The organism is Virgibacillus sp. L01, assembly GCF_052246775.1.
Taxonomy (GTDB): Bacteria; Bacillota; Bacilli; order Bacillales; family Amphibacillaceae; genus Lentibacillus.
Genome location: NZ_JBQQCP010000016.1, coordinates 1 through 15,074 on the forward strand (window position 1 = coordinate 1; position 15,074 = coordinate 15,074).

Below are 15,074 nucleotides of genomic sequence, written 5' to 3' on the forward strand. Positions count from 1 at the left end.
TGACACCAATCAATCATTGTTGTCTTAGCTTTAAAAATTGAAATCAGGGTTTAAAAGTTTAACTTTTTTAACCTGTTTTCTTGACATACTGGTTGTTTTGTTCAGTTTTCAAGGAGCAAATTTCGTTGCCGCCTCTCAAAACGGCGACTTAATTAATATACCATCTCTCAATAACAAAGTCAAACATTTTTTATCTTATTTTTTAAGAGAATTCAAGATTGCTTGTTGAAAAGAAGACTTGTTTTTGGTTGCTGTTATTTAAGCAACGTTTAATAATTTACCATGATTATTACCCTAAATCAATAGAAAATACATAAAAATTACTGGGGATTTTAACCAATTCTGTCACAGCAGTTATATTTAAATGAAAAAAGAAGAACAACTCGCATAGAAAATACAGTTATGCCAAGTTGTTCAACTATATGAGCTTACTGTTTATTACGCATTTGCGGGAATAACAATACATCCCGAATTGATTGTGAATTAGTTAGCAGCATAACAAGTCGATCGATTCCAATTCCTAGCCCACCTGTTGGAGGCATACCATATTCCAATGCTTCCAGAAAGTCTTCATCCATTAAATGCGCTTCATCATTTCCTTCATCTCTTTCTTTAACTTGTGATTCAAACCTTTCCCGTTGATCAATAGGATCATTTAATTCACTAAAGGCATTTGCGTGCTCACGACCGACGATGAATAATTCAAAGCGATCTGTAAATCGTTCATCTTCCTCATTTCTTTTGGCAAGCGGAGAAATTTCTAACGGGTGGCCATAGATAAATGTCGGCTGAATTAACTCCTCTTCTACTTTTTGCTCAAAGAATTCATTTAGAACATGGCCAAATGTCATAGTATCCTGAATTTTAATGCCATGTTCTTTAGCTAGTGCCCTTGCCTCTTCATCACTCATGTTTTTCCAGAAGTCTACCCCTGTATGTTCTTTAACCGCATCAACCATATGAAGTCTTTTCCATTCAGGTTCTAGATTAACTTCATAATCACCATACATTAAAGTTGTTTTACCTAGAACGTCTTTTGTAATATGTGCGATTAAGTGCTCAGTTAAGGACATGACATCATGAAAATCTGCATATGCTTCATAAAGCTCCATCATCGTAAATTCGGGGTTGTGCCGTGTAGAAACGCCCTCGTTACGGAACACTCGTCCTACTTCATATACTTTTTCCAAGCCTCCCACGATCAACCGTTTTAAATGCAGCTCAATCGCAATACGCATGTATAATGGGATGTCCAAAGCATTATGGTGAGTTTCAAAAGGACGAGCAGAAGCGCCGCCTGGGATACCATGCATCATTGGAGTTTCCACTTCAAGAAACCCTTGTCCGTCTAAATAATGACGCATGGATCGAATAATTTTACTGCGCAATACAAATGTTTCTTTGCTATCCGGGTTTGTTATTAAATCAAGATAACGTTGACGATAACGTTGTTCAATATCTTTGAGTCCATGATATTTTTCAGGAAGCGGGCGTAAGGATTTCGTTAATAAAGTGAATTCTGATGCTTTTACTGAAATCTCACCCACTTTTGTTTTGAACATAACGCCGGTTACTCCGACAATATCACCCATGTCGGTTGATTGAAACACGTCATATGCCTCTTCACCTATCATATCTTTTCGAACATAAATTTGGATTTGTCCACTCAAATCCTGAAGATGTGCGAAACCTGCTTTCCCTTTTCCACGTTTGGTCATTACACGTCCTGCAATTGTAACGTTATCTGTCTTTTCTTCCAGTTCTTCTTTTGAAAATTGATCGTACTTCGTGATTAAGTTTTCTGCTGAATCAGTTCGTTCAAATTTTTCGCCAAAAGGGTTCACACCTTGTTCTTTATAGGCTTCTAATTTCTCCCGACGAACTTTCATATGATCATTTAATTCTTCTGACACAATTATCACTCCAATAACTCTTTTTATCGACTGAAAACCGACCTCATTATGAAACATTATATACAAGTATATAGAAAAACTACATTTCTTTCATCTATCCCGAGCTGAAATTAGTATTCGCTAAAGGAATTTAACTACTTATGCAGTAAGAAAGGATTTATATTTTCTTATCTGCCAACAAAAAATGCCAGCAAGCAACTGGCATTTCTTCATAGATGCTTTTAAACTTTACGGATCAGGAAGCTTTGCCGGCTGATTCAAGCTTCTGTATATAGATATATTAGGAAATTTTGGCTTATCGCCCAGCCTTGATAAGTAGGGCCCCTGGTGTCCGCAAACACCACCAAATTCACGGAATTCTTCCAAACAAGGTCTCTCGTCAGCTAAACCTCAAAATTACGAATACACCTCTCGAATTCAGTTACAAAATCATTTTCAAGATTGATGACAACACGATTTTGGATTGTTATATCACAAAAGGATTATTCCTCCTTTGAGAACTCGTCCGTTATAGTCAACTCTTTTTTAGTTACAGCTAATGTATCGGCTATTTGGCCCAGTAATTCCTCTGAAGGCTCTTGTTTACCTCGTTCAACGCTTCCCAGTGTAATGATTGGAAGATCTAATTTAGTAGCTAATTCTACCTGCGTATATCCTTTTAATTTACGAAACGCCTTTATTCTTCTGCCGAGTCTTTGTATGTCCATCTCGTAACATCCTTTATATCGCTTTCGGATTGTTCTTTTAGATAATCCGACACTGTCTTATCACTCAATAACAAATCAGGTGCTATCTCATGTAACGGGATAAGCACAAATGCACGTTCATGCATTCTTGGGTGTGGAATTGTTAAAACGTCTGTTTTTCTATTTTCTTGATTATAGACTAAAATGTCAAGGTCAATTGTTCTAGGACCAAAGCGAATCACCTTTTTTCTCCCTAGTTGCTGTTCAATATTTTGACAAACATTTAATAGGTCAATTGGTGACAGGGATGTCTCTACTTCGATTACCATATTTAAAAAATCAGCCTGATCCGTATAGCCAACTGGTGCTGTTTCGTATATAGATGAATGCTGCCTAATAATGACTCTATTGTCCTCTTTCAGCATTTCTAACGCTGATTTCAGATGTTCTTCCCTGGGTTCGATGTTTGTCCCTAAAGCAAGGTATGCAGTTTTCATTCTGTTCGCTCCCGGGTAATTTCCACTGCTACGGATTGATAATGACCTGGTATAGGAGGGTCGGGCTTGATAACTTTTACCGTACATGCACTAAGTAAATCAAATGCTTGAAATAGCGCATCGGAAATATCTTCAGCAACAGCTTCAATCAAATTTTTAGGCTTACCTTCCATAATTCCTTTTATAAGTTCAAATACGTCTCCATAATTGATGGAGTCATTCATATCATCGGATTTACTTGAATTTTTCAGGTCAAGCATTAGTTGTATATCTACATAAAAACGTTGCCCAAGTTTGTTTTCTTCTGGAAAAAGACCATGATAGCCATAGAAGGCCATTTGATTTATTAGAATCTTATCCAAGTGTTTCCGCCCCTCTCTTTCCAAGCATCGCATCCATCATTTTAGCAAGCTCAACATGCAGTTTTACATTGTGAACTCTGATAATCTGAGTACCTTTTGTGATGCCAAGGCATGTTGTTGCTCCTGTACCATTATCACGTTCTTCTGGTGGTACATCCAAAATGTTACCAATAAACGTCTTACGCGATGTTCCCAGCAATACCGGATATCCTAAATCAGCAAATTTCTCAAGATTGTTCATAACAAGTAAATTATCTGCTGCAGTTTTAGCAAATCCAACTCCCGGATCAAGAATAATATTTTCTTTTGTGACACCAGCTTCTAAAGCAATATCAATGCTCTCTTGTAAATCCTTTTTCATATCATCAATAATCGATGTGTATTCCTTGTTTGTTCTATTGTGCATCAAAATAATAGGGACATTATACTCTGCTGCAACTTTCGCTATTTCAGGTTCTCGTTTAGCCCCCCAGACATCGTTAATGATATCCGCACCTGCCTTAACAGCCTGTCTTGCTGTTTCTGCCTTATATGTGTCAATAGATAATGGAATACTTACCGCTTCCTTAACCTCTCGAATTATCGGCACGACACGATTAATTTCTTCATCGACTGATACCGGTTCATGGTTTGGACGTGTGGATTCACCGCCAATATCAATAATATCGGCACCTTGTTTCTCCATTGCTACAGCTTGTTCGACAGCCTGGTCAATGGATGTATAGCTCCCACCATCTGAAAAAGAATCCGGAGTTACATTCAGTATCCCCATAATGTGTGTTCGATTAGTTAAATCATATGTTTTCAAGTTCGTTATTAAATTCAAAGTACAACCTACTTTCACATGATTATTTCGGTTACTATCGTATCATAGCAGAACAAAAGCGCAAGTGTCTGTTTTTTGTTGATTTATCGTAATGAAGGGTGTGAAATTTGCGTTGCTGGGTGCTTTAGATTGGACATTGTTTGTTCCACCTGAGGACATAATCAGGCTTCAAATTTCTTACCTACTAAAAAAGAGCTAGCACCAGTTCAAGGATGCTAACCCTTTCTATTAGTAAACCCGGCTTTTCATTAAGCCCAGATAAACTTATGCAGTACTATCTTAACTGCTTAGAAATTATTCATTTTCAGTATCGTATTGATACAATGGTGTCGATAAGTAACGCTCACCGTTATCAGGGATTACCGCAAGTACTTTTTTGCCTTTGCCGAGTTGTTTAGCAACTTTCTTCGCTGCTGCAACCGCGGCCCCAGCTGAAATTCCGCCTAAAATACCTTCACGTTTTGCTACTTCTCGTGATGTAGCAAACGCCTCATCGTTCGAAATACGTACAACTTCATCATAGATCTCTGTGTTTAAAATCTTAGGTACAAAGCCAGCGCCAAGACCTTGAATTTTATGTGGTCCTGGAGATCCACCAGATAATATCGCTGAATCTTCCGGTTCAACTGCATAAATTTTTACATTATCAAAGTTTTCTTTCAATACTTTTCCGGCACCTGTTATCGTACCGCCTGTGCCAATACCGGATACAAATGCATCCAGACCATCACTCATTTGGCTTACGATTTCTTTACCAGTTGTTCGTTCGTGGACTTCTGTATTAGCTTCATTGTTAAATTGTTGAGGCATGAAATAACCATTTGCATCTTTTAATTCTTCAGCCTTTTTAATAGCACCCTTCATACCATCTGCTCCAGGTGTTAAAACTAGCTCCGCCCCGTAAGCTCTTAAAAGATTACGACGCTCTTTACTCATTGTATCAGGCATTACAAGCACTGATTTATATCCTTTTGCTGCAGCAACCATTGCTAAACCGATGCCAGTATTTCCGCTTGTTGGTTCAATGATTGTGTCGCCTTCTTTTAAGACATTTTCTTTTTCAGCTGCTTCAATCATTGATAAAGCAATACGGTCTTTAACAGAGCTTCCAGGATTCATAAATTCCAATTTTAAATATATATCTGCACTATTATCATCTACGGTGCGATTCAATTTTACAATCGGGGTTTCCCCAATTAAACCAGTTATGTTGTCAGCTACTCTCATCACAATTCCTCCTAATTCCTAGTGTTTTTGTAGGATTTAATTATAATGTACGTTTAAATTATAAAAAAGTCAACTGAAATGCAATAAACTTGGTAAAATGCCTACATCTGTTTTAGCTTATTCCCCAAATACCCAATCAATGTCTAATTTATCCCACAGCGGATCAGCAGTCAGTGTTTGATTTGATTTACCTAAAGCAAGTTCACGCTTTATGTATGGTTTGATTTCTTCGTATTTAAATGTAATAGATGGCAACTTTTGATGCAGGTAAATAATCGCTACACCTGCATCACTCTGAAACGGCTCACTGTATGTCCGTTCATCCATTTGAGATGCCGTTTCCAAATAGCCCCCAGGCAAAAACTGGCTTTTATTCACAAAAAGACCTAAGTAGCCCCCGCTTTTTTTGGTTTCTTCATCTGTTGAATACTCCTGAGCAAGCAAGTCAAATGATGCACCATTATCCAGTTCTTTTTTAACCTTTTCCGCTGTACCAAAATCCGGCACTACAATATGTGATAGCTGCAGTGAAGCCTGGAAATTGTATTGATCGCCGTATTCCTCAAAATGTGTTCGTATTTCCTCTTCCGGTATAGATGTGTCAGCTGTTAAAAGCGCACCTAGCTGATACCGATATAAAATATCCTCACGCCACTCATTTACTTTCTTTTTTGTTTCCTTTACAGACATAGGACTTTGCATTGATGTAAGCATAGCTACTTCTCTGGCAATGACTTTATCATCTATTTCAATATTATTTTTATCCGCCAGCTGTTTCACTACAGCTTGGTCAATCATTCCCTTGAGTTGTTCTTCCCCATAATTTTCCTGTAAGGATTTCATCCATTCCTTATACGAGAATTCCTCACCGTCAACAGTAGCAACAGGTTTATCCTGGTCTATTTCTGAACCGTTATTGTCGAGGGCTACTTTCTCATCATCATTCCAAAGAAGCAATGTAGCAATATTTGTGATGATCAGTACCACTATTACTGCCAGTAAAAATTTTTTCTGCATCGGTAACTCCTTTCGACTATATCTTAGTTGATTGTTTAAGTGTTTCTAACTCTTGCTCAGAAAAATGATAAACCTCATTACAGAAATGACATGTCGCCTCTGCACCTTTATCCTCATCAATCATGTTTTGAATTTCTTCACTTCCTAATCCAATAACTGCCTGCTGTAGACGATCCTTTGAACACTTGCATTGAAAAGAAAATGGATACTGTTCATGAATATTAACTTCCTGATCAACAAAAAGACGCTCCAAAATCTGTTCTGGAGAGTTTCCTTCCTTAATCAACTTCGATATTGCCGGAAATGACTGGATTTTTTCTTCAAGCCGGGTAATCATTTCCTCATCAGCTCCAGGCATAACCTGAATAATGAAACCACCAGAGGCCAATATCGTATGGTCCGGATTAACTAATACGCCTGCCCCCACTGCTGAAGGTACCTGCTCAGAGTTTGCGAAATAATAAGTGAAGTCTTCGCTAATCTCACCAGAAGTAATTGGGACTTGACCAGTGAAATTTTCCTTTAACCCTAGATCTTTTACAACACTCAAGTTTCCTTGTTTTCCAACGGCACGCGCAACATCCAGTTTACCCTGTGCATTTAGATCAAAATCAACATGAGGATTAGTGACATATCCACGGACCTCCCCATTCGCGTTACCATCAGCAACCATGACCCCCAGCGGGCCATCTCCTTCGACCTTTACCGTAATTGAATCTTCACCTTTCAGCATTGCACCCATCATTGCAGTAACGGTAATAGTGCGCCCGAGAGCTGCAGATGCAGTAGCCCATGTATCCTGCCGTCTGCGTGCTTCTTCTACCGTATTGGTTGAAGTTGCTGCATATGCACGTACCATTCCATTATAAGTTGTTGCTTTCACCAAATAATCCTTCATGTTGTGTTCAATCTCCTTTTAGTACTTTTTCTTTTGAATGTTTCGCTTATAAATTAAATACAAGCCTTTTAATGTTAAATGCTTATCAACGTGGTCGATTGTCTCAGATGCATCCGAAATTAAGGCAGCCAATCCTCCTGTAGCAATCACTTTTGGCTCTGCTGCATTCTCTTGCTTGATACGATTTACTATGCCATCAACCTGCGAAACATATCCATAAAAAACGCCTGACTGCATAGCTTCAACAGTTGAGCTTCCAACCACATTATTTGGAGCCTGAATTTCGATTTTAGGGAGCTTCGACGCCTTGCTGTATAAAGCCTCCATGGATATATGTATACCGGGAGCAATCAAACCACCCTGATATGCTTTACTATCATTGATATAACAATAGGTTGTTGCTGTACCAAAGTCGATAATCACTAATGGTGAACCATATTCTTCAATTGCGCCTACTGCATTAACAATTCGGTCTGCTCCAATTTCTTTTGGATTCGGATACGCCATATCTAAATAGGTGTGTACGGTTTCTTTGCCAATCACTAATGGCTGCAGCTCAAAATACTTTGAACACATTTTCTCCAGTGCGAACATAATTGGAGGTACAACAGATGAAACGATAACGTCGTCAATATCAGATAATGAAATATTATCATGTTCCAGTAAAGATTTTATAAGCATACCAAACTCATCTTCCGTCTTATAACGATCTGTTTTGATACGCCACTCATGGATCAATTTATCATTTTCAAATACACCTAAAACAGTATTTGTGTTACCTACATCGAGCACAAAAAGCATTTCCAACCAAACCTTCCCGCCTGCAGTTATTTTCTATCTTATTAATATACCATAATTCTCTAATGCATAAAAAAACGACGAACAATGATTAATACTTAAACAGTGACCGATTAGACTAATTCAGTATTCCTGACGGTTATTCATTCTCGTCAGTCTATTACGCGAAAAAAGTGAGGCTGGGATATAAATAATAATTTTTACTTAAAAGACAAATAGTGAAAGGATAGGCTGTTTAGAACGTCCATTTACAATGGCTTGATCTAATACATAGTTGATATAAACTGCAAACTAACTGCTGGAATAATCTCTATAAACTCTCATCCCACCGTCCGGGGTCACTACGGGCTAGGGTAGCTGTGACACAATTTTTCTATAACAATTCATACTCCAGTCAACAGCGGATGAAATACACGTAGATTCCTGTGGGAGTTGAGGCCTAGATGAGACTTCGTTGCGACGTAGGAGCAAGGAGGCTCATCAGCCGCCCAAGGAAAGCGAAGTGTATTTCCGAAGCGGCATCATATCACTCAAACTTTTTAGAAAGTACATCGCAGTCTATATCTAATAAACAACAAAAATAAATCCGAACTGATTCGAATTCTATTAAGAATTTGAATCATAGTTCGGATTTTACTTTGACTAAAACACTTTTGTCCCAGCCACTTATACCAGATAACTTATTCTTTTTTGTCTTCCGAAGAAGTATCTGTATCATTTACATCTTCTTGTTCTTCGCGTTCTTCTTCTCTTTTCTCTTCTGCTTTTTGTTTAGCTTCTTCATAGTTATCTGGTGATACATCGTCATCTTTTTTGGATTGAATATTCACTTTCAGATCACTATCTTCATCTGAATCATTTGCTTGGTTAGCATCTTTCACTTCCTCTGCCTTGGTTACTTTGTCTTCCTCTTCAGGTTCAGGAAGTACACCATCTTCAAATAGTCCCTTAATTTGTTTAGCATCCAGGGTTTCTACATCCAGAAGTGTTTTAGCAACTAGCTCAAGCTTATCTTTGTTTTCAGTTAGAATTGTCTTTGCACGATCATAGCAGTAGTTGATAAAGTTTTGCATTTCCTGGTCGATATCATGTGCGATAGCATCACTATAGTTTTGATCGTTTTGGATATCACGGCCAAGGAATACTTCACCACCGCCACTTGTGAATTGAATCGGACCAATTTTATCACTCATACCATATTCAGTAATCATTTTACGAGCAATAGCTGTTGCACGCTGAAAGTCATTTGATGCACCAGTACTTACCTCACCAAAGATAATCTCTTCTGATACACGACCACCTAAGAGGCCAGTAATCTTATCAAATAACTCCGGCTTCGTCATAAAGTAACGATCTTCTTTTGGCAGCATAACAGCGTATCCGCCAGCTTGCCCACGTGGTACAATCGTAACTTTGTGTACTAAGTCTGCATCATCTAACACCATACCGATAATTGTGTGTCCACTCTCGTGGTATGCAACAATGTTTCGCTCTTTAGGTGAAATAACTCTGCTTTTCTTGGCTGGACCGGCAATAACGCGGTCGATAGCTTCATCAACGGCTAACATGTCAATTTTAGTTTGATCATGACGTGCTGCTACCAATGCCGCTTCATTTAGTAGATTTTCCAAATCAGCACCAGAAAATCCTGGTGTGCGCATTGCGATTGTTCTAAGGTCTACAGTGTTATCCATTGGTTTATCTTGAGCGTGAACCTCTAACACTTCTTCACGGCCTTTTACATCTGGACGGTCAACCGTGATTTGACGGTCAAAACGTCCAGGGCGTAATAATGCTGGGTCAAGAATGTCTGGGCGGTTAGTTGCAGCAATCATAATAATTCCTTCATTTGCTCCAAAACCATCCATTTCAACGAGTAACTGGTTCAAGGTTTGTTCACGTTCATCGTGTCCACCACCAAGACCTGCACCACGTTGACGTCCAACTGCATCAATTTCATCAATAAATATAATACATGGTGCATTTTTCTTCGCATTTTCAAACAAGTCACGCACACGAGAAGCACCTACACCGACAAACATCTCAACGAAATCAGAACCACTAATTGAGAAGAATGGTGTTCCTGCTTCCCCTGCAACTGCACGAGCAAGTAATGTTTTACCTGTTCCTGGGGGCCCTACTAATAGTACCCCTTTAGGAATACGTGCACCGACTGCTGTAAATTTACGCGGATCCTTCAAAAAGTCAACAACTTCAACAAGCTCTTGCTTTTCTTCATCTGCACCAGCAACGTCTTTAAAGCGAACTTTCTTCTTATCTTCAGTATACATTTTCGCTTTACTCTTACCCATGTTCATGACACGGCCTCCGCCGCCACCTTGAGCCTGGCTTAGAATAAAGAAGAAAAATAATCCTAATATAAGAAATGGAATCATTGTCGTCAGAAAGGTTACCCAACCACTTGGCTGTTCCTCTTCTTTTACATTAAGTACACTTTGTTCAGTGGCTTGCTGTGTAATAGTTGAGACAATGTCCGTATTATCTGGAATTTGTGCGACAAACTGTTCCCCTTCATTCAGTTCACCGGTAATACGCATTATTCCATTTGATGGTTGCATCGTCATTTCTTCGATTTCACCACTATTTAAAGCATCTGTAAATTCTTGAACATTATATTCTTTTGCTTCATCGTTTGGTCCATTAAATACCCCTATTATACCTATTACAACTAGGAATATGAGTAAATAAAAGATTACATTACGAAATATCCGATTCATTACTTACCTCCTCCCAAGCGGGAAAAACTACAAACAATATTACCATAGGAAAAAGTGCTAATACAACTAATTCCACTTGCTATTTAATATTAATTTCAACCTGCTTGATCCTTATTCCGTATAGTGTTGCCTATGCGGAATTTATTACATTTTTGTGAAGAATATATGCCTATGTTCCTGGCAATATTTTTATGATTCTTCTCCTCCATATATTTTCGGTTTTAACACTCCAATATACGGTAAGTTACGATACTTCTCTTCATAATCCAGTCCATAGCCTACTACAAACTCATTGGGAACCTCAAATCCAATCATATCCGCCTTAATATGTGCTGTTCGACCTGAGGGCTTATCAAGCAACGTAACAATTTTGATTGATTTAGCTTTCCGATATTTGAACAAATCGACTAAATAACTTAGTGTGAGTCCGCTGTCGATAATATCCTCTATAATTAATAAATCTCGGCCTTCAACCTTTGTATTCAGGTCTTTTTCAATTTTCACCTCACCGGATGAACGCATTTTGCCACCATAACTTGATACATCCATAAAGTCCATCTCCAGGTGTGTTTCTGTGCGGCGCAGAATATCAGACATAAATGGCATAGCACCTTTTAAAACACCAATAGCTAACGGGAACTTGCCATCGTATTCTTCAGTAAGCTGTTTACCGAGTTCTGCACATTTCGCTGCAATCTCTTCTTCTGTAATCAATATTTTTTCAATATCGTTATGCATGTTGCCCCTCCTACACGTTACCTTCTTCGTATTTCAATTGAATATATGTGCCCTCTTTTGTTTGCGTCTGTTGTTGTGGTTGTCCTTTTTTTAAACCTATTAACCATAATATTTCCCCATTATCATCAGTTAACACTGGCCACATATCTCTTTTGCCCAATGGGATTTTAGCATCAATAAAAATATCTTTAACCTTTTTACTTCCTTCTAACCCTCTCCAGCTCATTCGATCGCCATTTTGACGTGTCCTTATATGTAAGGGCAATGCGACACAGTCTTTATTACATATGTATTCTGTGTCACTGTTCCAATCGGGGCAACCCGTATAATCAGCAGTAACTGTTATACCATTGGGTAGATTTACCTCACCCGGAATAATTACTGTTTTGTGATACGAGACAAGGCGGGATTTTTCAATAGAGAAGCAAAAACAGACTTGTTTATAGGTTTTCCTGAGCTTTAAATTACCCGGAAAATCAATCTGGACATTCCCACTATTACTTTCCAGCAACGCAAAAAACTGTTCTTCGTGCACATACGACAAATTTTTAGGCCATTCTTTATATAGATAGTTTAATATTAGATGAAAGGCTCGCCTTTGTAAAGAATGTGGGCTTGATTTGAATGAGTCGATCGGAAAGCATGCTTCTTTATCTGAATCGGTAAACACAACAAGGTTATTAACCAATTCGGTTGCTTTTTCTGTCAGAAATAGTTCATCCTCTTGAAGTGACTGGCTTAAGTGCTGGGTTGTTTTATGTATATTGCTGTTCTTCTCTTTTAGTAGTGGCAGCAATTCTTTTCTGAAATAATTCCTGGTATAGGTTGTTTGTTCGTTAGACGGATCTCTTCGTGGTGCAATTCCATTTTCAATACAATATTCTTCAATTTCATCTTTTGTAACGCACAAGAAAGGACGAATAATCTGGCCTGTCTCAAATGGTCGGTGCAATGGAATACCTGCTAATGACTTTGTAGTGGCTGAACGCACTAAACCCATCAGCATCGTCTCTACCTGATCATCACCATGGTGCCCCAAGGCCAGATAATCGGCACTAAACTCACTCATTTGTTTCGCAAAAAACGCATAACGCATCTCTCGGGCGGCAACTTGGGTTCCAACCTGCTTCTCCTGTTTATACGAAGGAACATCCACAGAGGTTCCAATAAATTGTACGCCCCATTTTTCACAAATATGCTTTACAAAATCAAGGTCATCGCTCGATTCATCGCCTCTTAACTGATGATCGACAGACAATACAATAAGCTTCAAATTCCATTTTTCCCGGATAGACACAAAATAATGCAGAAGTGCCATCGAATCCGGACCGCCAGAAACACCAAGCAGAACGGTTGAATTTTCTGTAAGCAATTGTTTCTCTCTAATAAATGAACTAACTTTACTAATCATTGCCTGCCCATCTCCATGTAAAAACTAATCTAACATCTCTTCCATCCTACCATAAAAATGCTCCCTGACAAAGAGCAAGACAACGTATATCAGGGTAATAGTAAGGATGAAAGGTAATAAAATAGTGCTATTAGAAAGATACCACCAGTTTCGACAAACGGAGTACCCTTGGAGACTGATTTACCCGTTCCTTTTTGTGATCTCTTGGAGGCTCTGATAGCTTGCAGTGTTTTGGTTATTTCACCCTTCATTTGTCCGCTGGTCCTGTATTTGCCAAGTAGCGCGTCTTTTAGATTACTGCGATACATACGTAACTGCTTTATATCATCCAACCTTTTAAAAAGTGTTGCTTTTGGCTGCGAACCCCTATCGAACCTTTTGGGGTAGTATATATTTAAAAATACCATAACAAAAGCAAATAAATCATAGCTTGGTTCCGCACGTCTTGAACCCAAGCCCCAATATCCACGGTCATAAAATTCAGTATATTCCTTAATCGCCCTGCCGATTTGTGTTGTACCGCCAACATCAATCCAGCGAACCTTTGTTGGAGAAGAAAGAACAATAAGATTGTCCGTTTTAAAATCACCAAACACCCACCCAGCCTGGTGAAGACGCTCTAAATCATCCAGTAATTGCAGCATAAATACACCGATCCATTCATCCCCGTTACGACTAATAAAGCTTGACATAGTTTCTCCGTGTAAGTATTCCATCACGTAAAAAGAGTACTTTGTATTTCGTGTGATTTCCCAATCATCCACATCCAATAAACAAGGCCCAAGATGGCTTCCTTGGACCTTCTTTAACGACTTTAACACATTCACTTCCATCGTCATTGATGTACTTTTATCACTTATTTTCAAAGCCACTTGCTTACCATTCAAATCACAAAGATAAACAGACCCAACTGCACCGCGGCCAAGTTTCTTTTTAACTGTATAACGATACTTATGCCATTTCCCACTAATTATTGTTCCTGGCTTTATATCAACTTCATGCTTCTTCCATGCCTGGTTCATCTTCATCCCTCAAGCTCCTTAGCAAGCCTTTCTTTCCAAACTGATACATCGCTTCACGTATAGCAGGGCCTGTTGGGGTAATCCCTCCGCTGCTTAGCTTTGGAAATACTGTTGATATTGAATCAAGCTTTGGCGACCAGTCGAATACTTTTTGAATATCTTTTCGTTTGCCCGGAAAACTGAAGATACAGAATCGGTTTCTTCCAATTCGAGCATTTAGACTTATCGAAAGGTCAATCAGGGCCTCTTTTACTGTCGGAAGTTTATCATGCATGCTTGCACTCGTATCAACTAAAACAAGAACCTCCAAATCACACGTTTCACCCATATCCTCCACAACCTCCATGATCTCTCCGCGTTTATCCGGTTCAATATCCTCAAGGTTTTGATTTGGGCCTAATATTTGCTTCAATTCCTGGTTAACAAAACCTTGCAGGGTTTGTGTCATTGCTTGCTTTGTAACCATTTGTACAGTCTGTGATAGCGATTGTTTATAAACAAGTTGACTGACGCCACCACCAGAGAGCGCAATATCTTCCACTTCCTCTAGTCCTTCTGGCTGCTCTGTCTGATCATCATCTAAAATACCAATAACATTTACCGTCATACCTTGCTGATGTGCCAATGCTGCCGTTGCAGCAGGATCCTCACCCTTATTGGAGCAACCATCCGTAATCAATAGAATCTGTTTTAATGTTCCTTTTTTCACTTAAGATACCTCCCAGCTTTTCCACTACCATCATCGCCAACATCATCTATAAATATACGTTTACTCCTTGAAATTGGGATACTGCTAATCTGGCGGATCCTCATTCCGTTATTCATTACAAATCCCTCATTTAGGGCATGTTTTAGGATCCTCATTCCGTTATTTGTCCTTTTAACCTTATATTCCGTTGATTTTTTGCTATTAGCGGAATGAGGATCCGTTTCACACCCCT

14 protein-coding genes are annotated in these 15,074 nt (G+C 38.8%); all 14 read right to left on the bottom strand.

The window, feature by feature from the left end:
* Positions 1-428 precede the first annotated feature (428 nt).
* The 14 genes from lysS to ACTWQM_RS19320 all read right to left on the bottom strand — a co-directional run bounded on the left by lysS (position 429) and on the right by ACTWQM_RS19320 (position 14,842).
* Positions 429-1,913, bottom strand: a complete 1,485-nt coding sequence (gene lysS, locus ACTWQM_RS19255) for a lysine--tRNA ligase (protein ID WP_443259786.1) — start codon at positions 1,911-1,913, stop codon at positions 429-431.
* 482 nt (positions 1,914-2,395) lie between these two features.
* The gene (locus tag ACTWQM_RS19260; protein ID WP_443259761.1) at positions 2,396-2,620 is read right to left on the bottom strand and encodes a helix-turn-helix domain-containing protein; all 225 of its coding nucleotides are present in this window, start codon (positions 2,618-2,620) and stop codon (positions 2,396-2,398) included.
* Positions 2,590-3,096 carry a 2-amino-4-hydroxy-6-hydroxymethyldihydropteridine diphosphokinase gene (folK, locus tag ACTWQM_RS19265; RefSeq protein ID WP_443259762.1) on the bottom strand — a complete coding sequence of 169 codons (507 nt, stop codon included), beginning with the start codon at positions 3,094-3,096 and terminating at the stop codon, positions 2,590-2,592. Before folK ends, ACTWQM_RS19260 begins: the two co-directional genes overlap by 31 nt.
* Positions 3,093-3,458, bottom strand: coding sequence for a dihydroneopterin aldolase (folB, locus tag ACTWQM_RS19270; protein WP_443259763.1), 366 nt, complete (start codon positions 3,456-3,458; stop codon positions 3,093-3,095). Before folB ends, folK begins: the two co-directional genes overlap by 4 nt.
* Positions 3,451-4,230, bottom strand: coding sequence for a dihydropteroate synthase (folP, locus tag ACTWQM_RS19275; RefSeq protein WP_443259787.1), 780 nt, complete (start codon positions 4,228-4,230; stop codon positions 3,451-3,453). Before folP ends, folB begins: the two co-directional genes overlap by 8 nt.
* 348 nt (positions 4,231-4,578) lie before the next feature.
* A complete protein-coding gene (gene cysK / locus ACTWQM_RS19280) occupies positions 4,579-5,511 on the bottom strand; it encodes a cysteine synthase A (protein WP_443259764.1) in 933 nt (310 codons plus the stop codon).
* Positions 5,512-5,628: 117 nt separating this feature from the next.
* Positions 5,629-6,528: a peptidylprolyl isomerase gene (locus tag ACTWQM_RS19285; RefSeq protein WP_443259765.1), complete on the bottom strand. Its 900-nt coding sequence runs from the start codon at positions 6,526-6,528 to the stop codon at positions 5,629-5,631.
* 16 nt (positions 6,529-6,544) lie between these two features.
* The gene (gene hslO, locus ACTWQM_RS19290) at positions 6,545-7,426 is read right to left on the bottom strand and encodes an Hsp33 family molecular chaperone HslO (protein ID WP_443259766.1); all 882 of its coding nucleotides are present in this window, start codon (positions 7,424-7,426) and stop codon (positions 6,545-6,547) included.
* 18 nt (positions 7,427-7,444) lie between these two features.
* Positions 7,445-8,227 carry a type III pantothenate kinase gene (locus ACTWQM_RS19295; protein WP_443259767.1) on the bottom strand — a complete coding sequence of 261 codons (783 nt, stop codon included), beginning with the start codon at positions 8,225-8,227 and terminating at the stop codon, positions 7,445-7,447.
* Positions 8,228-8,904: 677 nt separating this feature from the next.
* On the bottom strand, positions 8,905-10,962 hold the full coding sequence (ftsH, locus tag ACTWQM_RS19300; protein ID WP_443259768.1) for an ATP-dependent zinc metalloprotease FtsH: 2,058 nt from the start codon (positions 10,960-10,962) through the stop codon (positions 8,905-8,907).
* A 189-nt stretch (positions 10,963-11,151) separates the two neighbouring features.
* On the bottom strand, positions 11,152-11,700 hold the full coding sequence (hpt, locus tag ACTWQM_RS19305; RefSeq protein WP_443259769.1) for a hypoxanthine phosphoribosyltransferase: 549 nt from the start codon (positions 11,698-11,700) through the stop codon (positions 11,152-11,154).
* A gap of 10 nt (positions 11,701-11,710) precedes the next feature.
* Positions 11,711-13,111 (bottom strand): tRNA lysidine(34) synthetase TilS, encoded by a 1,401-nt coding sequence (gene tilS / locus ACTWQM_RS19310; RefSeq protein ID WP_443259770.1) that lies wholly within the window; start codon positions 13,109-13,111, stop codon positions 11,711-11,713.
* An 89-nt stretch (positions 13,112-13,200) separates the two neighbouring features.
* Positions 13,201-14,139: a protein kinase domain-containing protein gene (locus ACTWQM_RS19315; RefSeq protein ID WP_443259771.1), complete on the bottom strand. Its 939-nt coding sequence runs from the start codon at positions 14,137-14,139 to the stop codon at positions 13,201-13,203.
* Positions 14,108-14,842, bottom strand: coding sequence for a hypothetical protein (locus ACTWQM_RS19320; protein ID WP_443259772.1), 735 nt, complete (start codon positions 14,840-14,842; stop codon positions 14,108-14,110). The genes ACTWQM_RS19315 and ACTWQM_RS19320 overlap by 32 nt, the downstream gene beginning before the upstream one ends.
* Between the last annotated feature and the right edge of the window lie 232 nt (positions 14,843-15,074).